At 31.9% G+C, this 26579-nt stretch carries 29 protein-coding genes; 6 read left to right on the top strand and 23 right to left on the bottom strand.

Annotated elements, in window-relative coordinates:
• Nucleotides 1-66: 66 nt before the first annotated feature.
• The 3 genes from RT99_RS19140 to RT99_RS19130 all read right to left on the bottom strand — a co-directional run bounded on the left by RT99_RS19140 (nucleotide 67) and on the right by RT99_RS19130 (nucleotide 4473).
• The gene (locus tag RT99_RS19140) at nucleotides 67-792 is read right to left on the bottom strand and encodes a DUF4198 domain-containing protein (protein ID WP_042566352.1); all 726 of its coding nucleotides are present in this window, start codon (nucleotides 790-792) and stop codon (nucleotides 67-69) included.
• Between the two features lie 106 nt (nucleotides 793-898).
• A complete protein-coding gene (locus RT99_RS19135) occupies nucleotides 899-2059 on the bottom strand; it encodes a PepSY domain-containing protein (protein ID WP_042566351.1) in 1161 nt (386 codons plus the stop codon).
• Between the two features lie 89 nt (nucleotides 2060-2148).
• Nucleotides 2149-4473 (bottom strand): TonB-dependent receptor, encoded by a 2325-nt coding sequence (locus RT99_RS19130; RefSeq protein ID WP_042566350.1) that lies wholly within the window; start codon nucleotides 4471-4473, stop codon nucleotides 2149-2151.
• Between the two features lie 262 nt (nucleotides 4474-4735).
• Here RT99_RS19130 and RT99_RS19125 point away from each other — a divergent pair, with 262 nt between their 5' ends.
• Nucleotides 4736-5896: an MFS transporter gene (locus RT99_RS19125; RefSeq protein WP_042566349.1), complete on the top strand. Its 1161-nt coding sequence runs from the start codon at nucleotides 4736-4738 to the stop codon at nucleotides 5894-5896.
• Between the two features lie 285 nt (nucleotides 5897-6181).
• On the opposite strand, the gene RT99_RS19120 is transcribed toward RT99_RS19125, so the two are convergent.
• The 7 genes from RT99_RS19120 to RT99_RS19095 all read right to left on the bottom strand — a co-directional run bounded on the left by RT99_RS19120 (nucleotide 6182) and on the right by RT99_RS19095 (nucleotide 12911).
• Nucleotides 6182-6658: a DUF6265 family protein gene (locus RT99_RS19120; RefSeq protein WP_042566348.1), complete on the bottom strand. Its 477-nt coding sequence runs from the start codon at nucleotides 6656-6658 to the stop codon at nucleotides 6182-6184.
• A gap of 273 nt (nucleotides 6659-6931) precedes the next feature.
• Nucleotides 6932-9247: a type IA DNA topoisomerase gene (locus RT99_RS19115; protein WP_042566347.1), complete on the bottom strand. Its 2316-nt coding sequence runs from the start codon at nucleotides 9245-9247 to the stop codon at nucleotides 6932-6934.
• Nucleotides 9248-9535: 288 nt separating this feature from the next.
• Nucleotides 9536-10693, bottom strand: a complete 1158-nt coding sequence (locus tag RT99_RS19110) for an NAD(P)/FAD-dependent oxidoreductase (RefSeq protein WP_042566346.1) — start codon at nucleotides 10691-10693, stop codon at nucleotides 9536-9538.
• Nucleotides 10694-10754: 61 nt separating this feature from the next.
• The gene (locus RT99_RS19105) at nucleotides 10755-11507 is read right to left on the bottom strand and encodes an AraC family transcriptional regulator (RefSeq protein WP_042566345.1); all 753 of its coding nucleotides are present in this window, start codon (nucleotides 11505-11507) and stop codon (nucleotides 10755-10757) included.
• 129 nt (nucleotides 11508-11636) lie between these two features.
• A complete protein-coding gene (locus tag RT99_RS25425; protein ID WP_165587215.1) occupies nucleotides 11637-11798 on the bottom strand; it encodes a hypothetical protein in 162 nt (53 codons plus the stop codon).
• A 62-nt stretch (nucleotides 11799-11860) separates the two neighbouring features.
• Nucleotides 11861-12232, bottom strand: a complete 372-nt coding sequence (locus RT99_RS19100; RefSeq protein WP_042566435.1) for a VOC family protein — start codon at nucleotides 12230-12232, stop codon at nucleotides 11861-11863.
• Nucleotides 12233-12278: 46 nt separating this feature from the next.
• The gene (locus RT99_RS19095; protein ID WP_042566344.1) at nucleotides 12279-12911 is read right to left on the bottom strand and encodes a HEAT repeat domain-containing protein; all 633 of its coding nucleotides are present in this window, start codon (nucleotides 12909-12911) and stop codon (nucleotides 12279-12281) included.
• A 225-nt stretch (nucleotides 12912-13136) separates the two neighbouring features.
• Between RT99_RS19095 and RT99_RS19090 the strand changes: the two genes are divergently transcribed.
• Nucleotides 13137-13931: a DUF5995 family protein gene (locus RT99_RS19090; protein ID WP_042566343.1), complete on the top strand. Its 795-nt coding sequence runs from the start codon at nucleotides 13137-13139 to the stop codon at nucleotides 13929-13931.
• A gap of 91 nt (nucleotides 13932-14022) precedes the next feature.
• Here RT99_RS19090 and RT99_RS19085 read toward each other — a convergent pair whose 3' ends face one another.
• The 4 genes from RT99_RS19085 to RT99_RS19070 are packed head-to-tail and all read right to left on the bottom strand — an operon-like array spanning nucleotide 14023 to nucleotide 15713.
• Complete coding sequence (locus RT99_RS19085) at nucleotides 14023-14529, bottom strand: hypothetical protein (RefSeq protein ID WP_131494934.1); 507 nt, start codon at nucleotides 14527-14529, stop codon at nucleotides 14023-14025.
• 1 nt (nucleotide 14530) lies between these two features.
• On the bottom strand, nucleotides 14531-14965 hold the full coding sequence (locus tag RT99_RS19080; protein ID WP_131494933.1) for a hypothetical protein: 435 nt from the start codon (nucleotides 14963-14965) through the stop codon (nucleotides 14531-14533).
• Between the two features lie 40 nt (nucleotides 14966-15005).
• Nucleotides 15006-15464 carry a hypothetical protein gene (locus RT99_RS19075; RefSeq protein ID WP_131494932.1) on the bottom strand — a complete coding sequence of 153 codons (459 nt, stop codon included), beginning with the start codon at nucleotides 15462-15464 and terminating at the stop codon, nucleotides 15006-15008.
• Between the two features lie 12 nt (nucleotides 15465-15476).
• Nucleotides 15477-15713 carry a helix-turn-helix domain-containing protein gene (locus RT99_RS19070; protein WP_042566340.1) on the bottom strand — a complete coding sequence of 79 codons (237 nt, stop codon included), beginning with the start codon at nucleotides 15711-15713 and terminating at the stop codon, nucleotides 15477-15479.
• 113 nt (nucleotides 15714-15826) lie between these two features.
• On the opposite strand from RT99_RS19070, the gene RT99_RS19065 reads away from it, so the two are divergent.
• Nucleotides 15827-16159 (top strand): hypothetical protein, encoded by a 333-nt coding sequence (locus RT99_RS19065; protein WP_042566339.1) that lies wholly within the window; start codon nucleotides 15827-15829, stop codon nucleotides 16157-16159.
• A gap of 386 nt (nucleotides 16160-16545) precedes the next feature.
• Entirely contained in the window at nucleotides 16546-17307 is a 762-nt protein-coding gene (locus tag RT99_RS19055; protein WP_042566337.1) for a response regulator transcription factor, read from the top strand.
• 67 nt (nucleotides 17308-17374) lie between these two features.
• Here the strand turns inward: RT99_RS19055 and RT99_RS19050 are convergent, their stop codons facing one another.
• The 3 genes from RT99_RS19050 to RT99_RS19040 form a co-directional block, all read right to left on the bottom strand.
• A complete protein-coding gene (locus RT99_RS19050) occupies nucleotides 17375-17746 on the bottom strand; it encodes a hypothetical protein (protein WP_042566336.1) in 372 nt (123 codons plus the stop codon).
• 378 nt (nucleotides 17747-18124) lie between these two features.
• The gene (locus tag RT99_RS19045) at nucleotides 18125-19207 is read right to left on the bottom strand and encodes a hypothetical protein (RefSeq protein ID WP_042566335.1); all 1083 of its coding nucleotides are present in this window, start codon (nucleotides 19205-19207) and stop codon (nucleotides 18125-18127) included.
• A 6-nt stretch (nucleotides 19208-19213) separates the two neighbouring features.
• The gene (locus tag RT99_RS19040; protein WP_042566334.1) at nucleotides 19214-20788 is read right to left on the bottom strand and encodes an AAA family ATPase; all 1575 of its coding nucleotides are present in this window, start codon (nucleotides 20786-20788) and stop codon (nucleotides 19214-19216) included.
• A gap of 284 nt (nucleotides 20789-21072) precedes the next feature.
• Here RT99_RS19040 and prfA point away from each other — a divergent pair, with 284 nt between their 5' ends.
• Nucleotides 21073-22149, top strand: coding sequence for a peptide chain release factor 1 (prfA, locus tag RT99_RS19035; protein WP_042566333.1), 1077 nt, complete (start codon nucleotides 21073-21075; stop codon nucleotides 22147-22149).
• A 247-nt stretch (nucleotides 22150-22396) separates the two neighbouring features.
• Entirely contained in the window at nucleotides 22397-23551 is a 1155-nt protein-coding gene (locus tag RT99_RS19030; RefSeq protein WP_131494931.1) for a hypothetical protein, read from the top strand.
• A 325-nt stretch (nucleotides 23552-23876) separates the two neighbouring features.
• Here the strand turns inward: RT99_RS19030 and RT99_RS19025 are convergent, their stop codons facing one another.
• From RT99_RS19025 to RT99_RS19005, 6 genes are read right to left on the bottom strand one after another with little or no spacing between them, the layout of a single operon-like run.
• The gene (locus RT99_RS19025; RefSeq protein WP_042566331.1) at nucleotides 23877-24269 is read right to left on the bottom strand and encodes a hypothetical protein; all 393 of its coding nucleotides are present in this window, start codon (nucleotides 24267-24269) and stop codon (nucleotides 23877-23879) included.
• A gap of 5 nt (nucleotides 24270-24274) precedes the next feature.
• Entirely contained in the window at nucleotides 24275-24664 is a 390-nt protein-coding gene (locus RT99_RS19020; protein ID WP_042566330.1) for a phage holin family protein, read from the bottom strand.
• 36 nt (nucleotides 24665-24700) lie between these two features.
• Entirely contained in the window at nucleotides 24701-24985 is a 285-nt protein-coding gene (locus RT99_RS19015) for a YtxH domain-containing protein (protein WP_042566329.1), read from the bottom strand.
• 50 nt (nucleotides 24986-25035) lie between these two features.
• A complete protein-coding gene (locus tag RT99_RS25165) occupies nucleotides 25036-25188 on the bottom strand; it encodes a lmo0937 family membrane protein (RefSeq protein ID WP_007811479.1) in 153 nt (50 codons plus the stop codon).
• 40 nt (nucleotides 25189-25228) lie between these two features.
• A complete protein-coding gene (locus RT99_RS19010; protein WP_042566328.1) occupies nucleotides 25229-25876 on the bottom strand; it encodes a porin family protein in 648 nt (215 codons plus the stop codon).
• A 40-nt stretch (nucleotides 25877-25916) separates the two neighbouring features.
• Nucleotides 25917-26483: a DUF4142 domain-containing protein gene (locus RT99_RS19005; protein WP_042566327.1), complete on the bottom strand. Its 567-nt coding sequence runs from the start codon at nucleotides 26481-26483 to the stop codon at nucleotides 25917-25919.
• Nucleotides 26484-26579 lie beyond the last annotated feature (96 nt).

Genomic DNA, 26579 nt, shown 5'->3' with positions numbered 1-26579 from the left:
AAAAAAAACCTTGCCAAAAAGAGCAAGGTTTGATCGAAGATTAAAATCTAAAAAAGATTTTGAAAATTATTTAACTGAAATTAAATAAGTAGCCATTTTCCAGATTTCATCGTATTTTTTGCCATTGTGTTCTCCGGCTGATTTTTCAGTATAAGCAAATTCTACCATGTAATTTCCTGGCCAGATTGGAGTAAAAGAGATTTCTCCTTTATCATTGCTCCATAATTCTTTTTCCCAGCCATTTGGAGCAATTACTTTTATTTTTTGCTCTTTTGCTTCCTTACCTTCGTATAAAGCGTTTATGTTTATTTTCGTTTTTTGTTTTGCAGCCACTACATCTTTTGCAAATACACTAATAACGTTTGTATTTACTGTGGCTTCGTTTCCTTTTGCAGCATTTCCAACAGTTACAGTCGCGCTTGAATTGTAATCTAAAACCATAGTTCCGTAAACATCTTTTACTTTATGATGCATTGCAATCGTGTAAACACCCTCTTCATCTGGCGTAAAGAAAGCCTGATATTTATTTTCTAAAGCGGTTGCAGTAAGTTTTGTTTTTTTTTTAGAAGGGCTAATCACTACTAATGTAAAATCTTTTAAATCTGAAAACCATTTATCAGCTTTTGTAATATCATTATCTGAAAATTCTCCAAAGTAAACAGAGATTTCTTGTGCTTTTCCTTTTGTTCCGGTTGCTTTAGTTTCTATCCAAAGTGCGTGAGCAAACAATTGCGGACTTGCAACTAACATAAAAAGAAAAAAGGTGATTTTTTTTAAAGTATTTGATTTCATAAGATCAAGATTTAAATTTTGTTAAGTATGATATTTTTCACAAACTTAACTCTTATTTAGAACAATTAAAAATAAAACATTAAAAATGAACCGTTAAAATTTCTAGTTATTTGGCTAAAACGGCTTTTTTCTTTTTATTATTTCTTCCCCACCAAATATAAAAACCGGTAACAGGAAGACTTGCACAAATTAAACTGGCAAAAAAAGCGAGTATTTTTCCGGGTAAACCTAATATTCCACCAGAATGAATGGCATAATTGAGGGAACGAATTTTTTCTCCGTTGTTTTTGTCAGCGTAGGTTTTTGTATTTAATAATTTTCCTGTATACTGATCAAATTGCAAATTGATTCTGTCAAAGTTTCCGCCATTTTCGATATATACAAATTGTGTTTGTAATGAATCTTCGGGAATTGAAATCATATACGTTTCTACTTTGGGATACGAATATTCTACTGAATTTGAAATTTTATCAATTAGATTTTCATCATTTTTTTGGGAAAGATCAGAGGTGAGATTTTCTTTCTTTTTCTCAATAGTCTGACCTCCGTTGGCAATCCATTTTACGCTATTGTCAAACCATTTAAAAGACCAGACCAATCCTGTAAAAGCAATAACGAGAGCAAAAAGTAGTACATAATATCCGAGAATATTGTGCAAATCATAGTTTTTTCGTTTCCATTGCGTGGTGTTTTTCCATCGAAACCAAAATCGTTGTTTGGCAGCGCTTTTGTTTTTTGGCCACCAAAGAATAAGTCCAGTTATAAGTGAAATTATGAAAATAATAACCGCAATTCCCACAATGGGCTGACCAATTTTATTGGTGAGCAAAAGGCTCCAGTGCAGAAATACAATCACGTTAAAAAACTCTGTTGTGGTATTTTCTATCTTTTGAATTTTTCCTGTAAAGGGATTTACATAAATAGCATAATTGTATTCCTGATTATCCCAATACCAAATGGCATTTTCGTTTTCTTTCTCTTTACTGGTAAAAAACGTTACTGTAGCATCTTTTTCATTTCTGATTCGAATAGCATTAATGGGTTTATCTTTCCCAATAGAATCCTGTACAATTTTTATAAGTTCGCTTACGTTTTTCTTCTCATTTTTTGTCTCGTCCGCATAATATCGGCTGTGATAGACGACAGGTCTTAATTCCTCATCAAAGACATAAATACAGCCCGTAATTCCCAAAATAAAAATAATTAAACCAGATCCCATACCCAGCCAAAGATGAATTTTAAGAATGATTTTTTTAAAAGAAGACATTAAATAGTTTTTTAAGTAAATGATTTATTTAAAAATACAAACACCTCTGTTCCTAAGAAAGAGGTGTTTGTTTGATAACAGAGTAATCTTTAAAACTTAATAGTTAAGTTCACTAATAAATTACTTGGCGCCTGAGAATTTCCGTAAAAATCCCAGTATTTTTTATTACTCATGTTATTAAATTTAACACCAACTCTCCATGAAGACTGATCGTAAAAAACAGTAGCATTGTAAGTTGTGTAAGATGGCATGTAAAAATTATTATCTGTTGCAAAATAACTTTTATCTACATAATTGGCTCCAAAACCGGCACCAAGACCTTTTAGTGTATTTTGTAAAGTATAAGTAGTCCAAAAGTTGACAACATTTTTTGGTGCTCCCGCAGCGATGTTTCCTTCAATACTTGCATCAGATGCTTTTAGGATTTTATTTTCGTTATAAGCATATCCCGCTACAATGTTTAAACCAGAAAACGGATTGGCGATTAATTCTAAATCAACTCCTTTGCTTTCCTGTACACCATCCTGATAAGTAACTCCGGCAGCATCTGTTCTTGTAGCGTTATCAATTTTTATATTGTAATAACTTGCCGTAGCACTCAGTTTTTTATTAAAAGCTTCTGCTTTAATACCACCTTCATATTGTACTGCATAAATTGGATCTAAAACTAACTGCGTTAAATCAGGCTGTGTAACCGGAGCGGAATTTTGAAAACCATTCATGTAGTTACCAAATACTGAAACCTGATCTTTAATGATTTCATACACCAAACCTAATTTTGGAGATAATGCCGTTTGATGATAACCTTCTGTAGTACCTACTTTTTCACGGTTAAAATTATCTAAACGTAAACTTAGCATAGCCGATAATTTATCTGTAAAATTAACAACATCACAAGCATAGAAACTAATTGTTTCCTGATCTGCAACCGGAATCGTAGTTAATACTAAACCGGCATCAACAGCTTTTCTTCTGATAGGAGCAAAGTTTGTCGTTACATCAATATTATCAAGGGTAAAAGTAGTACCGCCAGAAAAATTAGAACTGTACAATCTGTAATTACCACCAACCAAAAGTTTATGTTTGATACTTCCGGTAGCAAATTGTCCGTTAATATTTTCCTGAATATTAGTATAAGTATTAAAAACAGGCCCCCATAAACCAACTCTTCTAGCGACCTGAGTAGGAGAGCTCCAAACTGCATAACTCTGGTAACTGCGTTCTACATTTTCGTCTACAAAAGAAAATACAGTTGTAGATTTCCAGTTTTCAGAAATCTCATATTCTGCCTGCGCAAAAATTTTAGTAGCAGAAGTTTTAGCATCATTATCATCATGAAACATCGATTTTTTATAATCGATTTTCAATTCAGTAGGATTTGTTATTCCCGAGGCAGCAGTATAAGTATTATAAGTACGTCTGGTATTATTGACATTAAATAACTCAGCATCAATATTAAAAGTAAGTTTATCAGAAGCCTTGTAAGTTAAGCTTGGAGAAATGGCCAGCGTATTATTAAAACCATAATCTAAAAAGCTTTTTTCTCTGTTAACTGCCATATTAATTCGGAACAAAACTGTTTTATCCTTGTTAAGCGGGGTATTGATATCTGCAGTAAGTCTGTTTGTATTAAAACTTCCGGTGGTATATGAAACTTCGTTTGCTGCAGTTTCAAATGGTTTTTTAGTAACCAGATTGACAACACCACCAAAAGAAGATACCGAAGATCCAAATAAAGTTCCTGATGGTCCTTTCATGATTTCTATTCTTTCTACGTTTGAAAGATCTATAGAAGAACGCCCAGATGCTGTTTCCATACCATTTCTGGCATTCACTCCCGTTGTAAAACCTCTAAATGTAATACCAATTCCGCCAGAAGGAAAAGTAACAGGTATAGCACCAGGCGAGTTTCGTATCGCAGTTTCAATATTTACAGCCACCTGCTCTAATAAAAGTTCTTTATGAATTACACTATAAACCTGCGGATTCTCGAGATTTTTTAACGGCATTCTCGCAACGTAATCTGTTTTTTTAGATAAGATGCTTTTTTTGCTGTTAATTACCACTTCTTGTAATTCTTTATTAGAAACCTTTAGTTGTAAACTGACATTTGCAGTTTCACTTTCGGCTACAACAACTTCTTGTTCTGTTGTTTCGTAACCAGTTAAGGAGATTTGCAGAGAATACGTATTTGGTTTTACTCTGTTTAATTCAAAAGTACCATCATCATTGGTAACGGTACCGTATTTTGAATTTTTAAGAACAACGTTAACTCCAGCGGCAGGATCTCCTTCTGAAGTTGTGATTGTTCCTTTTACTTTTCCGTTAGTTTGTTGGGCCAGTGCTGTACTAATTGAAAATAGCAAGCAGATTGCAGATAGAAAACAAGACGTTTTCAAATTAAGATATTTCATTATAATTATAAATTTGGTTAGGAATGTTTTTATTTAGAATGAATAAAAACAGTGTAAATGTAAATATTATTGTTTCTTTAACAAATATTATTTCAAATAGATAATGTCAATTTTGTTATTATTTTAATGATTATGTTATATATTTCTGATAATCATTTATTTGTAATTTGTATTGCCATTTTTGTATTCGTAAGAAAAAAATTAAAAGAATAGAATTTGGTTTAAAAGGCCTAAATTTGCAGCCAAATAAATTTCACAAATAATGATTCTCCCTTTTTTTAAAAGAATCCAGAATTCACCAAAAGGATTTAGAATAGCCAATACTGTATTTTTTTTCGTTTCCGGTTTTGGATATTCTTCATGGGTATCGCGAATTCCGCACATACAAGCACAATTGAATCTGTCTGAAGCAGAATTTGGAGCTGTTTTATTTGCATTTCCCATAGGTTTAATGCTTACCATGCCTTTTACAGGAATGTTATTAAACAAATACAGTAGCCGTTATATCATGTTGTTGGGAGCAATTATGTTTAATATTGCTTTGTCTTTACCGGGTTTGGCCGCTTTTGTATGGCAATTGGTTATGATACTTTTGATCTTTGGAGCTTCTCGTAATATTTTTAATTTATCTATTAATGCTCAATCTCTTGAGGTTCAGAAATTATATCCAAAATCGATTATAACCCGTTTTCATGCCGTTTGGAGTATAGCCGTTTTTTCGGGTGCTGGTTTAGGTTATATAATGGTTACACAGCATATTGCGCCTTCCTATCACTTATTAGGAGTAAGTATTTTTATGATGGGACTTACAGCTTGTTTTTACCCACTAAGTATTCATAATGAGCCTGTTCCCGTTAAAAAGAAATTCTTTTCGCTGCCGGAAAAAAATCTGGTCAAGTTTGCCCTGATTTGTTTTGTTTCTATGGCTTGCGAGAATACGATGTACGACTGGAGCGGTATTTATTTTGAAAATATATTGCATGCTTCGCCAAAATTAACGAGTGCTGCATTTGTGTTTTTTGCAACAGCCGTAACTTTAGGACGTATATTTGGAGATTACGGAGTTATGAAATTTGGGACTAAACAAATTCTTCTTTACAGCGGTATATTGATCACCTTAGGATTTGGTATTTGTTTTATTCTGCCATATGTATATCCAACCATTTTTGGTTATGTTTTAATCGGATTTGGGGTTTCCTGCGTGGTTCCGTTAGTATTTAGTATTGCCGGAAGATCCTCAAAATTAAGTAGTGGTTCAGCTCTAACTTCTATATCGACTATTGGTTATCTTGGATTTTTACTTGTTCCGCCAATGGTAGGTTTTATATCTGAATATCTAAGTATGAAATTTGCCTTTTTGATAATGGCACTTTTAGGAATATTGATGATTTTTATGGTGAATAAAATCGGGGAGAAGGAGTAGGTTTTTTTTTTGAGTTGCTAAGATGCTAAGGTTCTGAGTTTTTTACCACGAAGGCTCGAAGATTATAAGTTTTTTATTTTCTGGCAAAGATGCCAAGACGGAAATTTTTTTCGTTTTTTAAACTGGACTAAAGTCCAGCCTTACAAAATAAATCGAACCGATGGTTCTTTATATACTAAATTCTATAGGAAGTTAAGATGATCAAGAAAGAACCATCGGTTCGATAAATATTGTAGAGCTGGACTTTAGTCCAGTTTAAAATAAAAAACCGAGTTAGGAAGATTATTATTTCTTAGTCATAATAAACCTTTCCGTAGTTTTCTTTCCACGTAAGTTTCCAGTAATTTCAGCCGTTAAAGTATTATTAGCGCCTTTTGTGTAAGTAATCTTTTGAGGATAATCGTGCGATGGATTTTCGAAAACCAATTTCTTTTCTGTTTCTGAAGTAGAACCAAAATCGATCGCTTTGTCGTCGTTTTGTCCGTTTACAGTTGCGCTGTACAGTAACATTTCGCCCTTTTGTGCCAAAGTTATTTTTTCAGAATGCAGCGTGTCGTCTGTTTTTATGAAATAAGATGTTGCGGTAAAAGTACTGTCGTTTACTTTTTGCCAGCTTTCGGTAAGAACGCCGTCCGGAGATTTATTTTCCCAGGTTCCGAGAAGCCAGTCGGCAATTTTAATTTTATCTTTTTCGATAGTTTCCTTTTTTTGGCACGAAACAATTGCTAACAAAAGCATTAAAACGGTTATTTTTTGAAACATATTTTTGGTTTTTGATGTTAAATAGAAAAGCTAAGTTATTAAAAAGTTAGCCACGAATTTCGCAAATTTTCACGAATTAATTATTGAGAATATTTAATGCAAAATGTGAAAAATTTGCCACTCCCGATAGCTATCGGGATAAACGATTAAAATGATTTTATTTCACGCAGATTTAAAAAGATTTAAGCAGTTGTTCGCAGATTCATATAAATTTAAATCAAAATTAATCTGCCTAAATCTGCGTGAAATAAATCTTTAATCTGTGGTAAAAAATTAAAAACCTTCCTGTAAAATCGCATAAACTAATTCTTTACTAGGCTTTTGATCTTTTAATTTTTCTCTGACTAGATCAAAAGTCACTTTAAAATCACAGCCTAATTTATAATCGCCACATCCGTAAGCAGTTTTGCCTTTCATAATCGTTCCTTTTTTGCATTTTGGACACGTTAATGAATCAGATGCTGTATTTGAGTTTACTTTTGCTTTCGCTTTTGATGCTGTTTTTTTAGGCTCTAATTTAAGTTTGTAATTTTCTTCAAAACGAATCAAACCTTCTACGGTACCATCTTGGGTTTTAAAACCTTTTATGTTTACAGTTGAGCCTTTTTCGAGCAATCGTAAATATTGACTTTCCGTTATTTTTTTATCTGCAAAAACATAAGGCAATAAAAAATCACAGCCTGATTTATATTCACTGCATCCGTAAGCCGATTTTCCTTTAATCAGATTTCCTTTTTTGCATTTAGGACAGGCTTCCGCCAAAATACCATCGGCTTTCTTTTTTTCGACTTTTACAGCTTCTTTCTGAATATTTCCGGCATGCGAAATATTGGCGTGTCGGGTTTCACTTCGAACCTCAGTAACCAAAGCTTCGACCATGCGTTTCATGTTTTTGATAAAAGCTCCGGCGGTAAAAGTTCCTTTTTCAATATCTTTCAATTGCTTTTCCCAGGAACCAGTCAACTCTGCCGATTTGATTAATTCATTCTGAATCGTCTCGATAAGCTGAATTCCAGTTGGCGTTGGTAAAACCTGTTTTTTATTTCGAACAATATATTGACGTTTAAAAAGCGTTTCAATAATATTCGCACGAGTTGAAGGACGACCAATTCCGTTTTCTTTCATCAATTCACGCAAATCTTCATCATCGACTTGTTTACCGGCGGTTTCCATCGCACGTAATAAAGTTGCTTCTGTAAACTGATTAGGCGGTTTGGTTTCCTTTTCTAAAAACGAAGGTTCATGCGGACCTTTTTCTCCCACAACAAAACTGGGTAAAATATCTGCTTCTTTTTCTTTTGCATTCGGGTCTTCAAAAACGATGCGAAAACCCTTTTTTAAGATTTCTTTCCCCGTGGTTTTAAACATTACATCGGCAGCTTTTCCAACAACTGTCGTGTTGGCAACCAAACAATCATCGTAAAAAACAGCAATAAAACGTTTTACAATAATATCATAAACCTGTTGCTGATTGTATGGCAAATTTATTTCGATTCCGGTTGGAATAATCGCGTGGTGATCTGTAACTTTTTTATCGTTGAAAACCTTTGGAGATTTTTTTATCTTTTTTCCTAAAAGCGGCTGCGTTAATGCACTATAATTAGTCAGTTTTTGCAGAATTCCCGGTACTTTTGGATAAATATCGTTTGGTAAAAATGTAGTATCAACTCTGGGATATGTTACTACTTTTTGTTCGTATAAACTTTGCGCAATTTTAAGCGTTTCATCTGCCGAAAAACCAAATTTTGTATTGCAATATACCTGTAAACCTGTTAAATCAAAGAGTTTTGGAGCGAATTCGTTTCCATTCTTTTTTTCGACCGAAACAATTTCGAACTCACTTTCTTTAACTTTATTGGCCAGAATTTCACCATCTTCTTTATTTAGAAAACGGCCTTCTTCATAGCTAAAAAGTGTTTCTCTATATAAAGTCTGTAATTCCCAATAGGGTTGAGGTTTAAAATTTTCGATTTCTTTAAAACGGTCTACAACCATTGCCAATGTTGGCGTTTGCACGCGGCCAATAGATAAAACCTGTTTGTAACCGCCATGTTTTACGGTATACAAACGCGTAGCATTCATACCCAATAACCAGTCGCCAATGGCTCTCGAAAACCCGGCATAGAATAAATTATCGTAATTAGCAGACGGTTTTAAATTCTCAAAACCTTCTTTTATGGCTTCGGTTGTTAAAGAGGAAATCCACAAACGCTGCACTTCACCTTTATAATTGGCTTCATTCATTACCCAACGCTGAATCAGTTCTCCTTCCTGTCCGGCATCCCCGCAGTTTATAACGACATCTGCTTTGTCGAATAAACTTTTTACAATTTTAAACTGCTTTTGAATTCCTGAATTTTCAACCACTTTGGTTTCAAATTTATCAGGAAGCATGGGCAGGTTATTCAAATCCCAGCTTTTCCAATGCGGTTTATAATCGTTAGGTTCTTTTAAAGTACATAAATGCCCAAAAGTATAGGTTACAGCGTAACCGTTGCCTTCGTAATATCCGTCATGCTTGTTATTGGCACCCAAAACGGATGCTATTTCACGTGCTACACTTGGTTTCTCGGCAATACAGACCTTCATTTCTACTTTTGATTTAAAGGCGAAATTAAGGATTTAGAAATTGGTATTGAAATTTTTTGTGGTTTTGCCGCTAAGGCGCAAGGACACGAAGTTTTTTTAAGCTTGCTTTCTTTTAATCTCGCAAAGTCGTGAAGGCGCAAAGTTTTTGCTGCAAATTATTTCACGCAGATCTAAAAAGATTTATGCAGATCTAAGCAGATTTTTACAAATTATTTTAATTAAAAAAATCTGCTTAGATCTTTGTAATCTGCGTGAAACAAAAACTTAGCATCTTAGAACCTCAGAATCTTAGTGACTAAAAAACTCCAACATCGTTTTCAATGCTTCTTTCGAGTGCATTTTTTCTCCATTTTCAATAGATTCCTGCGCGGCTTCTGAAGCTCTTTTTCGCATGATGATTTCATAATTAGAAATAGCCTCCTGAACGGTTTTATATTTATCAGATGTAAGGCATTCACTTAATTCCAAAGCATCAAGCATCGCCATATTTGCGCCTTCTCCGGCAAACGGAGGCATTACGTGCGCGGCATCGCCAATCATGGTTAAATTAGGCAGTGCTTCCCAGGTTTGATCAAGAGGTATACAATAAATCGGACGTGGAATAAATGGTACTGAAACATTTTCGAATAATTCATACCAAATACTGCTCCATTCCGGATATTCGGTTTTAAACCATTCCAGCATTTGTGTTTTATTAGCATAATCCAAACCGTTTGTTTTAGTCCAGTTTTCATCGGCTTTAAAACTGGCGTAAAAACCAAGATCACCGCCGCCTTTTTGTCCGAGTAAAATATTTTGTGTGTCTCCAAAAGCCATTATTTTTCCGCCATCGATTAGCGAAGCGATATTGGGTGCATTTTTTGCCGATTCATAAATGTTGCCTTCAAGCATTAAAATACCGGTATAAAAAGCTTTAATATCAGTAATATAAGGTCTGATTTTTGAATTGGCGCCATCAGAAGCAATGACAATATCTGCGTAAACCGAATTTCCATCTTTGAAATGCAATAACCAGCCTTCGTTTTGTGCTTCCATAGAAACAAAATGGCTGTTCCAAACCACTGTTTCCAGTTGCAAAGATTCTAACAATATTTTGCGTAATGCACCGCGATCGATTTCAGGGCGAAAATATTCGTTGTCAAAATCTTCATGAACATTGATTTCGTGATCGCTGTAAAATACTTCAGCTTTTTCGTTTAAGATTAAGGTTTTATCGGCACCCGGAAGAAAATTGCTTTTGAATTCCGCAAACAAATCCGCTTTGTGAATGGCTGCCAAACCAGATCCGTCGTGCAAATCGAGAGGCGAACCCTGAACGCGTGCATTTTTGTTTAAATCTCTTTCGTACACTTTTACATTTACATTTTGCAATTGTAAAAGTCTGGCTAAAGTAAGTCCGCCCGGACCGCCGCCAATGATGGCAACTTGTTTATTTTCTAGTAACATTCCTTAGAAGTTTAAATTATTTTATTCCGATTTGGCTTTTCAGCCTTATGTCGGGACAAAATTATTGCGCTTTCAGGACGGATAATAGTATAAATCGGTCATTCGTATTTTTTAGTAATTCGCTGGGAACTACGCCGGAGAATTTCTTGATTTCTTTGATGAAATGGTTTTGATCTGTGAAGTTTAATTCCGGAAAAAGTCTGCCTTTTGCAATATGTTCCAATGAAGCTTTAAAACGTAAAATTTTACAAAATGCGTTTAAAGAAAGTCCAAATTGTTTGTTGAAATACCGATTGATTTCGCGGCTGCTCCAGGATATTTTTTCGGAGAGTTCCTGAACTTTAATTTCACCGTTTGATTCGTAAACCAGTTTGAAAAGTTTACGTTTTCTTTCGTCGATTTTGTCGGGCAAAATTTCGTTGATTTTTTCTGTTATTTTTTTATGAAAGGCATCAAAATTTTTCAAATCATCGTCGTTCACTTCCCAAAAGTTTTGAGGTAAAAGTTTGGCGTTATTTAAAATATCGGCAATCGAAGTTTGTAAAAGATATTCGACACCCAAGGGTTTAAAACTAATTTTATACGCCAATGTATTGGCCTGAATAACTTGTTGCTCAGGTACATTTTCCAAACCAATAAGCGCAACCTGAAATGGCTCTGATTCCGTTTTCATAAAAAATAAATCAATTCTTCCATCTGGCATTAAAACCACTTCCATGTCTTTGTCTGATTGGTTGTGGAACATTCCAATATTTTCTACAAAGTCAGTGAGAGATTGGTCTGGTTCTAAGGCTTTGTAGTAGAAGTTATTCATATTAAGAGGGATTTGCCACGAAGGCGCTAGGACGCTAAGTTTTTTTAAGTTTTATAGACTGTGTCTTTGCATTAGTAGGAAAGGATTGATAAGAAAAACCGTTACAGGAAAAGAAAATTCTTGTAACAATTATTTAAAATTCAATTTGAATTCGTGTTTATTGATTTCTTCAAGCTTATTAGATGTAAGTTTTATATTTTTTATTTCATCTAATTTCGGATCAACTTTTACCGTACTATTTACTTTAGTTTGTTTATTTTCTACAACAGTATTTTTAATTAGTGTTTTCATTTAATTTTCTTTTAATAATAAATCCGTAAAAATCACCATTTGAGTCAAAATTACAACTTGTCTTACTCACCCTTTTTCTGTAAGTTAAAAACTGTACCGGCGGGATCCATAATCCAATGCATGTTTTTAGGAATTTCTTCTATTTCGTCGCAGGTGTCGACGCCATTTTGTTTTAAATAAGTTGTTGCTTCCTCGACATCGGGAACTGTCAACTGCAGCCACGTTTCAGAATGTGTATAATTGTCTACACAATCCAGCCAAATTACATTGTTCCCAAATTGAACCGAATGTGTTTTTGAAACTGTTGGATTATCTATTGGCACTTCTTTTACTTCCAGTTTTAAAATGTCACGGTAGAAAGCTACAGTTTCGTTATATTTTTGCTTCGGAATTTTAATGGCGATATTGATTCCGGCTTCAAATCTTGTTTCCATATTTTTTTCTTTTACTATAAAATTAGTAACAATCATGAAAATACGATCATTCGTATCTCTTTTTTATTTCCTCAATGGCGTATTTTGCAGAATCCTTTACATCTCTTTTCCTGCTTTTTAAATGTTTTTCTAAAAAAGGTATAGCTCTTGGTGTGCCTATTGCATTAATCGTAGCATTTGTATAAACTAAGTCGTATGGATCATCAGAATCATTAAGAATTTCAATTAATGCTGTTTCTGCGGCGCTATCCAATGCGTTTTTTAAGGATCGTATGGCACTATGCCGAATTAACCATTTGTCACTTTTTGTTGCCTGAATTAATGGTTGCAAATCCGTTCCCATTGGTTTTTTAATAGCTGCAATTCTGTCAAGCAGAGATGCAATTATATATTTGTCTGTTTCCTTTTGAATGCGGTAAATTAAGTAATCTAGTGCTTTTAAATCACTTGTATTCTTTGCAATATGACCAAGAAGAAAATAAGACCTGTCTCGTTTCTTTTTGTCTTTTTCATTGTCAATAAAGGTAATTAGTTGCGGAATGTATGCTGTGTTTTCAACATTTTCGGCTTCTCTTAAAGCTTTCCAGGAAATTGTTTTGGAACTATCATAACCAGCTTCCTTATTTTGGTCGCTTGTATCCAACATTCTGTCGATCAGGTTTATTAGGTAGTTATCCATTATATTGTAACTTTATATTTGAAAATATCTTCACACAGCAATTACGGATTTAAATAAATCAGAAGGCTTTTACCAAATTTATAGTTTTTAACAACACAAAAAAAATGCGCCAATTCAGAAATAAATAAAATAGGAAAATAACAAGATAATTGCTTCAAAAAGTGCGTTTTAGAAAATTAAAATAATTATATTCGTTCTTCTTAATTTAATCCTAACTAATTATAAATGAGTATGAAACAAGCCACTACTATAGACGAAGTAATTCAGTTATTGGATGAAATAATAGAGAAAGCAAAATTAGACCAAAGCGCTATAGGTTTGTTTACCATGCTATATCGGGAAGTTACGGTACAGGTAAAAGAAGGGATTCTGAACGGTTCTTTTCAAAATGGGGAGCGAATGGAAAAACTGGATGTCATTTTTGCCAATCGGTATTTGAAAGCGTATTACCAATATATAGCCAAAGAAAAACCATCAGAATGTTGGGGATTTGCCTTTGAGCAGGCAGAAGATTTTTGGCCAATAGTGCTTCAGCATTTACTACTCGGAATTAATGCACATGTGAATCTCGATTTAGGAATAGCGTCGGCTCAGGTAAGTACAGTAGAAGATATTGAGGACTTAAAACATGATTTTGACCAAATAAACGCCATTTTGAGTAATTTGGTTGGAGGTGTAGAAAAATGCTTAATCAAAATTTGGCCAACGCTCACCTGGATACTTAAATTTACAGGTAAAATAGACAATTTCTTTATAGATTTTAGTATGGAAACCGCCAGAAACGGTGCCTGGAAATTTGCCAATGAATTTGTGGCGATTCCAGAAGACGAAAGAGAAGCCTGCTTACAGCTAAGAGATCAAAGAATAACAGAAATTGCCAGATTAGTTTCGAACCCCGGATATTTTGTTAGTGCCGTTTTTAAATTCATCCGTTTATTTGAAAAAGGAACTGTTGCCCAAAAAATAACTGATATGCAGATTGCCGAAGAAAAAGGGATTGAATGTGCTGCTGTTGCTTGATTTAAGAAAGTAACGGATAAAATTTGTTTCGTAAATTAAATAATCACGAGTTTTAGGTACGAGACTTTCAAAAGCAGACTTTATCCTTTTTTTAAATAATGAGGTTTGTGTTTTTAGTGATAAAATCAATTGCAAGCTTTACCTTATCAGGTTTAGTTAAGGTCAAAATCTTTTTTTTATTACTATTATTTTCGTCAATCATTAATAAAGTAAAACTAGCCACTGAATGATTTAAATCGGGTTCCCAATTATGAAATTGTTTAATGTTATATGAATAGGCATAATTAGTTGAAAGCTTTCCTTGTATTATAAAAAGCTGCTGAAAATCGGATGTTTCAATGATGGTCTTTTTTAACCCAAACCCAAATAAAAAAATGGACTTATAAAGTTTTTGATTTTTAATTAATAAACCTTTTTTAGTAAATAAAATGGTTATGAATATAAGATTCAAAAAGAATAAAATTATTTTAATCTTATAATAAGATTTAAAATCTACCGAATTGATCATTCCAAGAAAGATCATTCCTGTAATAAAAGTTAAAATGGTTAAATTTTGAAACTGCTTAAAATCTAAATTTCTTTCTAAAATAATCTTCATTTTATATTTGAATATCATAACTTGCTGCATATAAAAGATTTTTGTTTTCTTTTTTGAACTCTTCAAATGCTTTTCTGTACCATTTTGAATCAGTAGAAACCCCTCCGTAATCTTCGACAACTTTAATGTTATAAAATTCGCCATTCAGCCAAGGTTCAATTCCTAAAATTCCGAAACCAAGTTTTTCAATTCTATTAATAATAATTTCAAAGTCAGATTGAGAAAAATAGTAAATTGATTTAGCATCAAAACCATCATTTCTATTTTTAAGATTGTAAAAAATATGTATGTTCAAATAATCAAGTTTTGTCTCTATTCTTTCATTATTTTTCTTTCGATTGTAATTTTCAATGTCGCTTTTTGCTTTTTTTCCATGTTTTCTGGCATAAAAAGCTCCAATCATAATGACGATTAAAAATAATATTTGTTTAGTCATTTCTTGTGTTTTAAGAAGCTAACATTTAGAAGATTTGCGTTTAATTTACAGCTTTTTTGATATTATAAACATAAACCTGAAAATCATCATTTATCGATTCTCTTATAAGAATAATTTCTTCAATAGTTTTTAAATTTTGATAAGTAACATTGTACAAGTAGGCAATTGAATTTTTATCTTCTGATGTTTTGGTTTTAATTAAAGTATTTTTAATAAACTTGCCACAGGTTTTATCTTTTTCTGCTAATATTTCTTTTAACTTATAGTAAGGCGTTTTTTGATAGAATCTAAAACTGATTAAAGGATCAATGATCTTAATATTATTTTGATTTTTATAAAATATTTCAATAGTTTTTTCAGGAGATCTGGTTATAGACTTTTTTAATTTGGTTTTAGAGATTACTTTTCCATTAGGATCAACAAGTACTTCTTCTACTTTATTCTGCCCGATAGAGGCAGAGGTAATCCAAAACATTAGAAGTAAGAAAATTTTATTCATACTTAGTTTATTTTATAGATCTTTAATTAAATCGCCTGGATTTATTTTTAAAGATTTAGCTATTTTGAACAAAGTACTTATTTTCATTTCCTGAGTACCTTTAATGTATTTTCGTAAATTTTCTACATCCAATCCTGCATCATGAGCAACCTCTCTTTGTTTGAGTTGATTTGCTTCAATTGTCTCTTTTATCTTGATTCCTAATTGCATTACAACTTCTGGAATTTCACTTTTTCTTGTCTTATTCATGAAGATGAAATTACAAGTAATAGATTGTTTTTATATTATTGTAAACAATCGGTTATAAATAACCGATTGTTTTGTATTTTTGTTTTTTAATTAGAAAACAAATCCAACTAAATATGGAAACAGAACATAAAAAACAAGTCACGGAATTTCTAGAATCAATGAAAAGATTAAATAAATTCAAAAAGCTAAAACCAGAAAATAATAGTAATAATTCGTTTAGCGTAAACCTAAAAGTATCTGGTTATAACGAATTAAATTTAATGGTTTCAAGTCTTTTAAAAGCAAGTCTTATTTTGCTTAATGATGATGCCCGAAGTCAGGCCTGTTTTTCATTTAATGAAGCGGATAATAATGTAATGACTTTGCTTGAAATTGCGTTACAACTTTTACCAGAAGATGAGATGGAAGTTTTGGATGATTTGCATAAACTGCATTTGCAAGTTTGATACGTGTGATTGGGCGCGATAATGTGAAGACTTTGGAGAGCAGTGGATTAATTAACTGTTCTGCGAATTACGTTTTTTAATTTCGGAATCTATATGACTCATAAAAATTAAAATAGGGATTATTGTTGTAATGGCAAGAATCAACAACGTAAAAATTAACTTGTATTTTGGTATACTAACGATCCAGGTCAGAATAAGAATCCATAAAATGCCTAATCCGATACTAATTATTTTTAACGCTTTTTTATTCTTAATTAGCTCTTTTAAACTAGAATCTGATACTGATTTATTCCTCATAATAAAAAAAGTTAAAATTCAGTACAAAAAAAAGTAATAGATTTTAAATTCATTTTACACTTTTGTGTAGTTTTTAGTATTTTTATAAGATGGAAAATGAAAAAAGATCTTTACTCAGCCGCAACAAGATAGAAGCTACATCGGAGGCAGACAGATTTCAGTTTGGTAATTATCTGGAAGTGATAAAATCTTTTGCAAAAATAACGTATCAAAGTATTTATGTAATTGATTATGAAAAAATGAAGTTTGAATATGTGTCCAATAATCCTTTGTTTTTATGTGGCTTTTCGGCAGAAGAAGTGCTTGAAATGGGATATGAATTCTATTTTAATAATGTTCCAAAAGAAGATCTGGAGTTATTAAATACCATCAATAATGCCGGATTTGATTTTTATGATAAACTACCTAACAATGACGAACGAAAATTATACAGCATATCTTATGATTTTCATTTAAAAGGGAAACATGACAAACCCATTCTTATTAATCATAAACTGACGCCTCTTTTTCTTAATCAGCAAGGAGCAGTTTGGAAATCGTTGTGTCTGGTTTCTATTTCACACAATAAAATAGCCGGAAACATTATTATAAACAAGCAGGGTTCAGATACTTTGTGGAAATTTGATTTATCGGATAAAGTCTGGATTGCAAAAAACAAATTAAAATTAAAAGACAAAGAATTGGAAATACTTCGGTTATATGCTCAGGGTTTAACCATAAATCAGATTGCCGAAAAAATGTTTGTTTCTCCGGATACGATAAAATATTACAGAAGAAAAATTTTTGAAACTTTTGAAGTTAAAAATTTCACCGAAGCGCTTTCTTTTGCTTTAGATAATAAGATTATTTGAAATTGATTTTGATTGCGTTCACGAGCGGGACGCTCGCGCAAGCGGGGGGAATACCAACCATCGATTTTTATTCTAATATAGTTTCTTCTTCTTGACTTTTATATAATTCAATATCTTCTCTCAAATCAAAACCTAATAATACATTTTTAAGATTTTCATTTAAAAGTTTATGATTTAAAAATTCCTTTTCAGACAAAGCAGTTATTTCCCAAAAATCTGTATAAAATGAAGCATTTTTTACTTTACCATAAAATGGAATATTAAAAACCAAAAATTTATTTTCAGAAACTTGTCTATAATATATAGGCATATTTTTTGAAAAATTTCCAACTTTATCTATTTCTTCGTTAAATTTTTCAGCTTGTACAAATTCAATAAAAAAATTCTTTTTTTCTTCTTCTCTTAATCTAATTTTTTCAAGTACTTCGTTTTTGTTCATAAAAATAGTTTTAATTAAAAATTGGGTTTCACTTATGATTGGGCGTTTAAAAAAGAACACCTCGGAAAGAGGGGCTTATTTCCTTTCTGCATAATTTTTCCTTCAAATATAATTATTTTTCTTACAAATAAATATTTGATGATCTTGTTACTTATTGGAACGGGTGCGAAGTCGGGAGACTTCGCACAGCGATTGTGGTAATGAATATTTCTATAGCTTTCTTTCTGCGCAATTCTTATGTATAATACATTTAATCTACATTGTTGCTTATTGGAACGGGTACGAAGTCAGGAGACTTCGCACAGCGATCGCGATGAAGGGAAGACTTATGAGAGCCGGGGGTATATCCGCTCCAGCGGTTTTTTCTCCTTTTATTTATTAAATCACTCTTACTTTAGGTGTTCCATATATGTATGAGCTTAATTTTTTTCCAATTTCAGACCATTTTTTTGAAATATTATCTTCATCAACGAATTTAAAAACTTCTGTCTTTTCAAAAGAGAGAAAGTCAACAACTATTTTGTCACCATATCCTTTGAAGTATCCATAGTCGCCATCTCCAAAATCTACAGTTATAGGTTGTAATCCTAATGATAAATTACTCCAATACTTTTTGAAGCTATCATCATTGTAGTCCTCCATTTTTTTTAAGCCTTTTTTGAAGTCAATATGGAAATAGGAACTGCTATCAATCTTTTCAAATGATTCGATTCTATTTAATATACCTTTCTTGTTGATGTCTTTTTTTTCGTAATTCTCTAGATAAAAGACTCTCGGTAATAAATTTTCAATTTCAAGAACATCAACTACATGATAATTACATTTGAAGTTTGAATTAAAATTCAAAAGATGATGTTTTTCCACATTTTTAGCTGTATCGCCAATTGCTTTAGTAGGGGTTCTTTTGTCGCTATCTAAAAGACATAAGCAAAACTCCTCACCCGTAGAAAAGATTGTTTTATATTCATTTACGGTTGTACTTCCTCCCCCTGTTTGAGACTTATAACTTAGAACAAAACTATCTTTACGGGTAACTTTTTTATGATATTCAGCCATCATTGCGTAAACTTGGATATCATTCCCATTTTCCCCGAGTAAAATCGTTTTTTGAAAATTGGCAGTGTCTATAAATCTGTCAATATTGATATTGTTAAACTGCTTTTTGCTACGCATATCTGAGTAGATTGTTTCTTTCTCAGAATTAGGAATTATTCTTATTATTTTATCAAATAAATCTAATACTTCTAATGAAGCTTTGTTATGAGAGGAATAGTGATTCAAAACAATTTCTGAATACGAATCTAAAACTTTTGTAGTTAAAATTTTTTTTACATTTAGTGGGGAAATTATAATAATATGTTTTCCCTCAGTATATGATACCATTAGTTTTTGAAAAAAAATATTAAAATTTAATTCTGTTGCGATAGAATCAACCAAAGAATCATCAATAAATAAAATCATATAATGTTAAATTAATGAAGGTTGAAAAAAACCTAATGGCCACTTTTTTAGATTCCCTTCACTGTCGAAATATGAATTTTTTATTTCTGTTGGACTTATCTCATTCTTTTTGTCAAAAATGACAATATTAATGTCTTCATTTGAAATTCCATTATTTAAAATATTATCTCCAAATCTATTAATAATAACATCACTATGGGTCTCTATAATAAGTTTTAGAGAGATATTGTTTTTTTTTGATGATGTAATAATTTTAGAAATAGCATCAGCAAATTTTGCCTGAAAATCTGGGTGTAAATGTAGCTCAGGTTGTTCAATTACTATTATTTTTTCTATATCATTACTATATAGAAAGTTATTTCTCGCAGTTCTTTTTTTTGTTGAGGAATGCCATATTTGAGTTAGGATTGGAAGAATCTGTGAATATCCGAATCCCATATCAGATAGATTAATTTCATATTTATCCTCATGTTCAATTTTGATCGAATAATGTCCTTCAATTTTAGAAATTTTAGTTTTAAATCCAAAATTTTCATATGTCCATGCTTGAAAATTTAATAATTGAGAATCACTTAAACTACCTAAAAACACTGGTAGGTTTTTACCATTTTGATCTACCTCATCAACTGCTAATTGTTGAATTCTATAGTACCGTTCTGCTGTAGCTCTAAGAGGAGCTATGTAGTTAATATTCAGAAACAAACTTTTAAGATATGTATTTGTAATATTGGAATAAAAAGTAAAAAAATCATGTAAAAAAAGATAGTTTTTAAGTTCTATGAATTCCGAAGATTCAGCAGTCCAGCTTTTTGTTCTTTTTTTCCAAGAAGAAGGGCTCGAGATTGACTTAATTTGCTTCAGCATTATTTCGTTGTCATCCGAAAACCCAATTTTTTCAATAATATCAGTTTTCGCTTCGTTTTCAGTACCTCCATGAACATATTTTGATATGATTTTGACAAGTTCTAATCTTAACGAATGATGTAATTGTTCAAAATTCTTTTTATCAGAATTCTTTATCTCTTTATAAATTTCGACGTTAAATTCTCCTTCATCAAAAAATAGCAAATTATCTTCTAATCCCAGTATTTTCTTGTCATTAAGATTTATTTCAATTATTTTTTTATTTTCTTGATCTAATATTATGTTTATTTTGTTTTCTAAAACTTCAAATTTAATATTTACAATTTGTATAAGTTGCTTTTTGTTTTCATTAAATCTTAAACTGTATCTAAAGTCAAATTCTTTTTCTGGTTCGTTTATTTTAAATCTTGAATACCTATATTGTTGTCTTAAATTACGTAAAGAAAGGGTGTTAATAGTAAAACCTAACTCATAAAACTTATCTTTATCTTTAGAGAAATGAGGTTTAATATCATTGTACGAGCCAAAGTCAATATAATTTCCATATAGAAGTATAGGGGATATTGTTTTCTCTTGTGTACTTTGTTTAAGCATTGGAAATGTTCTTAAGAAAGAGCTTTTTCCTGAACTGTTTTTTCCAATCAGAATAGTAATTGGTTTAATTTCAATGTCTCCAGTGTCTTTCAGACTTCTAAAGTTTTGAATTCTTAATTTCATAAGATGATATTTTTTTATAAAAGTACATATTTTGTTGTGATAATTAACCTTGAAAATTCAGATTTGAAATTAGATCGCTATGGATTATATTCATAGTTCTTATATGAAGTTGCATCCTTTTGGGCAAACAAACATCGCACTAAATTTTAATCTATCACCACGTAAAAATACCTGATTTCTGATTGAAAAGATTTAACAGCCCATTCAAAAAACTCAAAAAATCAATAATAGAATTTTCAACAAAAATTTCGTAAATTTGCACTCCAATTAAAAGGAATTAGAAAATGTTAGATAGACTTCAAATAGTAAAACAGCGTTTTGACGAGATTTCAGATTTGATTATCCAGCCGGATGTTATTTCTGATCAGAAACGTTATGTGCAATTGAATCAAGAGTACAAAAACCTGAAAGCATTGGCTGAAAAGCGTGATGAATATGTGCTTTTGATGGCTAATATAGATGAGGCAAACGAAATTATTGCTGATGGAAGTGATGCAGATATGGTTGAAATGGCCAAAATGCAATTGGACGAAGCAAAAGAAAGATTGCCGGAACTTGAGGAAGAAATCAAATTTATGTTGATCCCTAAAGATCCTGAAGATGCTAAAAACGTAATGGTCGAGATTCGTGCCGGAACGGGTGGGGATGAAGCGAGTATTTTTGCCGGAGATTTATTCAGAATGTATACTAAATATTGTGAAAATCAAGGCTGGAGAACTTCGGTTGTAGATATGAACGAAGGAACTTCAGGAGGTTTCAAAGAGGTAATTTTTGAGGTTTCGGGTGAAGACGTTTATGGAACTTTAAAATTTGAAGCCGGTGTTCACCGTGTTCAGCGTGTTCCTCAAACAGAAACGCAAGGTCGTGTGCATACATCTGCAGCAACAGTTATGGTTTTACCGGAAGCGGAAGAATTTGATGTACAAATTGATATGAACGATGTTCGTGTTGATTTCTTCTGTTCATCTGGACCTGGAGGACAATCGGTTAATACAACGAAATCTGCGGTACGTTTAACGCACATTCCAACCGGATTGGTGGCGCAATGTCAGGATCAGAAATCACAGCATAAAAACAAAGATAAAGCGTTGAACGTTTTACGTTCTCGTTTATACGAACAGGAATTGGCTAAGAAAGAGGCCGAAGATGCTACAAAGCGTACATCTCAGGTAAGTTCTGGTGACCGTTCGGCTAAGATTCGTACCTACAACTACGCTCAGGGTCGTGTAACTGATCACAGAGTTGGTTTAACTTTATACGATTTAGGAAACATCATGAACGGTGATATCCAAAAAATTGTTGCCGAATTACAGTTGGTAAACAATATGGAGAAATTAAAAGAAGCGTCGGAAGTGTTTTAATTTTAGATTTTAGACTTCAGATTTTAGATTATATCTAAAGCCGAATTACTTTGTAGTTCGGCTTTTTTATTTCTATAATTTCCCTTGAAATCAATTATTTGTAAAATGTTAATTTTTGTTAAAAATATTTTGAAATTGTTTGAAATAAATAATGTACTTTCGGCCTTTTTATGAGAAAATTTATCGCTTTTGCGTTAAAACATGCTACGACCTAACATGATAAACGGGTTGAATTAAAGAGATATTTATGGAATTTAAAAAGTGGATGTTAGTATTGGTATTAATTTTAGGTTTGACATCTTGTTCAAGTGACGACGCACAAGAAGAGAATTCTCCTGAAGTGGTTTATGCTGATGTTAAACCAACTCAGACAAAATACAAAGCTTTCTACGGGCAAAAACTAACTAAAAATTTAACTTCGGCTACATCACGTTCTGCAGAAACAAGCCCAAATACTGAAATGATTAAGCCTGTTTCGGTTATTTTTTATCCAAGAACACAAACCATTTCATTTTCAAATATCTTCGATAATAAAACTGTTGAATATAAGGTAACAGCAATTACAAATAATACAGGAGTTTCTGTAATTTATAATTTTAAAATTAACGAGACTACATTTACTTGCACCATTACAGAAAAAACGGCTTCAACTCCGGCAAATGTTGTGATTACTTTTACAGGTGGTTTTTATAAATTTGATTTAACAGATTCTGCTAAGAAGAATATTGCGAAACTGGTTTCGAAAGTAACAAAGACGGCACAATACGCACCAGAGAATAATTACACTATAAATTATACGTATTCAGATACTCTTTTGATACAGTCTGTTCGTAATTCCTTTGATGAAAATTTACAACCATTGGTATCTATTACAGATTATACCTATGATGGAGGCAAGCTAGTTGGTAGAATTTCAAGGAAGGATGGTACTATCGTTGGTAATAATAGTTTTGAATATGAAAACAATTTAATTACAAAAAAGAATACTATAGTAGATGGAAAGGCGATTAATATTAATAGCTATGAATATGATAAACAAGGAAGGGTTATTACGACTAATTATTGGAACATTAGCGGTGCTCTTTCTAGTATAATAAGTTATACTTTTGAAAAAAATAAAATGACGACAGTTTATACAAATCCGTCAGGGTCATATCGTGATGTTGAGGTATCTACTTATGAAAGTGACCGTAAACCATTTTTAATTTCACAAGATCAAATTTTAGAACCTTTTATATATTTAAATTTTACTCAAAGTGTAATAACTACAAAAGAAGGCCAATCTATTGATTACGGTGATACTTATTTCGAATATTCCGAAGATGGATTGCTTATTAAAAAGACTGAGGTATTCAACGGAGAGACATTAAGTGTTATAGTTCGTGAATATGTTGAAGAATAAAATCATATGATAAATACGAAAACAAAAAGCAAAGTAAACATTTAGTCTACTTTGCTTTTTTTTATAAAGGTCAAAATATTGATAACTCAGCATCTTTGGCATCTTTGTACCTCTGAGCCTTTGCATCTTTGAACCTTTTAAGATATATAGTGAAGGATATTAACTGACTAACCGTTGTTATTTATAAAAACGTATAATCAAGTTAGATACCTAAAAATACTCTCGTAAATTCAAAACATTTATATAGGTTAGAGTACATGTAAACACCATTTTTGATAATTATTTCATTTAACTTTTCCATGATACATAATTTAAGGTTGTACAATTACTCTTGTGATGGTTCGTATTGTGATGGATCTTTATCTTCATGTGAAGATTCAGATTCATGAGGTTTTGAAACTAAATTGGTTATAATCAATTGTATTACTGATCCGAAAATGCTTTTAAACGCCGAATCGGATTTTCCTACTACTAATCTCTTTGCGAGATAACCAATTCCGATACTGATTGCCGATTGTGCCAAATGGCTTTTAACGCCAACTGCTTCATTGATTTCTTCAACCGTATTTCTAATCAGATTTAGCGGTTTCAGATTGTGCTTAATTTCTGCAACTTCATCTTTAATAGCGATCCAGTCCTGTTTTTGTTGCGCCTTTGTTTCAAGAATCATTTGTTCTAATCTGTCAACAGTAAAAATGTTTTCTTTAATGGTTCCCATAACAGTTAATTTAAAGCTTTGTCACTTTCGTTCGAATCAGTTTTAGTTTCTTTTAAAATGCTGGAAATAATCATATTTCCAATCGGTGTTTTTATTAGCGAATGTTGAAATGTGTTTAACACAATGGCAACAATCAGGTAAAATAACGCCAATATAAAAAAGCCATAAGAATATTCTCCAAGCTGTTTTCCAATCCATAAACTTAACCCGATATTAAGAAACAAGGTAAAAAATGCAACAACAGCACCAACGGCAATTTTAGATGTTAATGTTGAAAGAACATCTGCTGATGCAGATACCGTTTTAAGTTTGACTAATTCAATACTTGTTCTGGTATAATTTTCAGCTTTTTCAAAAATGTTTTCGTCGTCTCTTGTTGTTGCATTTGTTTCCATGATAAAGGTATTTTATGATTTAAAAAATTCACTTTTTTAATAGTTCGTTTTCACAGCTTTAGCTTCATCTTTAACAGTGTTGAAGTCTTCTTTTACAGAATTGAATTTTGCTTTTCCTTCTTCGATAATATCTTTACCGTTTGAAGTAATAGTGCTTACAATTCCGTCAAATTTACCTTTCAGGTTATCTCCGTAATCTTTTGATTTATCTTTTATTTTTTTTCTTGTTTCTGAACCTTTATCCGGTGCAAATAAAACTCCTAAAAATGCTCCCGCCGCTGCGGCTCCTAAAATTCCTAAAATTGTGCTACTAGTTTTCATAATATTTGATTTAATGGATTAATGTATATTTAATTAATTGTTTGTGTTTTTTAAATTTCTCGACCTTTAATAAGTCTGAAAAGAATTGCAATAATGGCAATTACTAATAAAATGTGAATAATACTTCCGGCGCTGTAAACAAAGAACCCAAGGGCCCAAAGAATAACCAGAATCACTGCGATTGTATATAATAAATTTGACATGGTCTTATTATTTATGGTTAATAATTAATTGATTTGTTTTTTAATTTAATTTGTATGATAAGTAAACAGATAAATTACTGTTTTTTGCATCCGGGAATGTATAAGTTTGTCCTGCAACAGTTCTTTCTTTACCAATAGTTGTTAAACCATAGTTGTAACGAACACCAATACTTATTGGGCTAAAGTCAACTCCAACACCTGCTACGATACCAGCATCGAATTTGTTTAAGTCATCTGTGTCAATATCTTCGTCAAATTCAGCAGATCCGTCTCCGGTAAGTTTAGAACTTACTAAATAAGATGCATATCCACCAGCCTGAAGGTTAAAGTTTTTAGTGATATTAACTCTAACTAATAAAGGAACTTCGATATAGTTTAATTTAAATTTTGCGTCCCCACTTGCAAGATCACTGTTATATTCTAACTTAGAACCTCTTGTGGTAAATAAAACCTCTGGCTGAATAGCTACAAAATCAGATATTGGTAATGTGGCATAAACACCGGCATTAAAACCATACAGAATATTTTCGTCAGTTGCTTCATCATCGTCTGATAAAAAATTAGACATATTAAAACCTCCTTTTATACCAAACTCGGTTGTAACATTTTCGTCCTGAGCGTGTAGTACTCCAAAAGAAGCGGTCATAAATAGGACTAAGGCGCATAATAAATTTGATTGCATTTTCATAATTGTGATTAATTTAGGTTAATGATTGCTCTAAAGGCATTTAATTAATTTGTTGTTTAATTTGTTCAGTTTCTCTCAAAAGCTGATACATTTCTGGCAAATAATGCAATACTAATTTCAAAATCACTTCGTCATTTGTTTCTTTAGAAACTGATTCTAATGCTTCAATTTGTTCGTTTAATGATTCTAACAATGAATCCAGATAAACTCTATCAAAGCTGGCAGCATTTGTATCAGTTAACTTATATAATTCCAGTTTACTGGAGTTGTTTATTTCGGTAACAATCACCAGCCTTTTATTGGCTATTTTTGCTATATCCCTTAACAAATTATTTTGGTGATTTTCAATTTTCCTGCTTAATTGCTTTATAACACTTTTTGAAGTTTTTTGTTCTGCAATCTGACTTTTAGAAATAATAGCTTTACTTAAATTTGCCGTCGCAATAAAAAAATAAGCTTCCATTTGCTCTCTGTCATTTGTATTAAAAGCTTCGTTTTTAAAGTTACTTTCTATTAGATTATTTTTATTGCAAGACGTGTTGCAAAGGATAATTATTAAAAAGAATATTTTTAAAAATGTTGCTCTCAATATGGGCATTGCTTTCATTAATTACTTGTTAAAGTATTACATTACAAAGATGCTAACGAATGAAGCGTTTTGCTTTACAGCATAAAAAAGAAACGTTATATAATTCCCATAATG

Source organism: Flavobacterium sp. MEB061, from assembly GCF_000834715.1.
GTDB lineage: Bacteria > Bacteroidota > Bacteroidia > Flavobacteriales > Flavobacteriaceae > Flavobacterium > Flavobacterium pectinovorum.
Note: the sequence above shows the minus strand (reverse complement) of the source record. Positions and strands in the feature narration are given on the sequence as shown.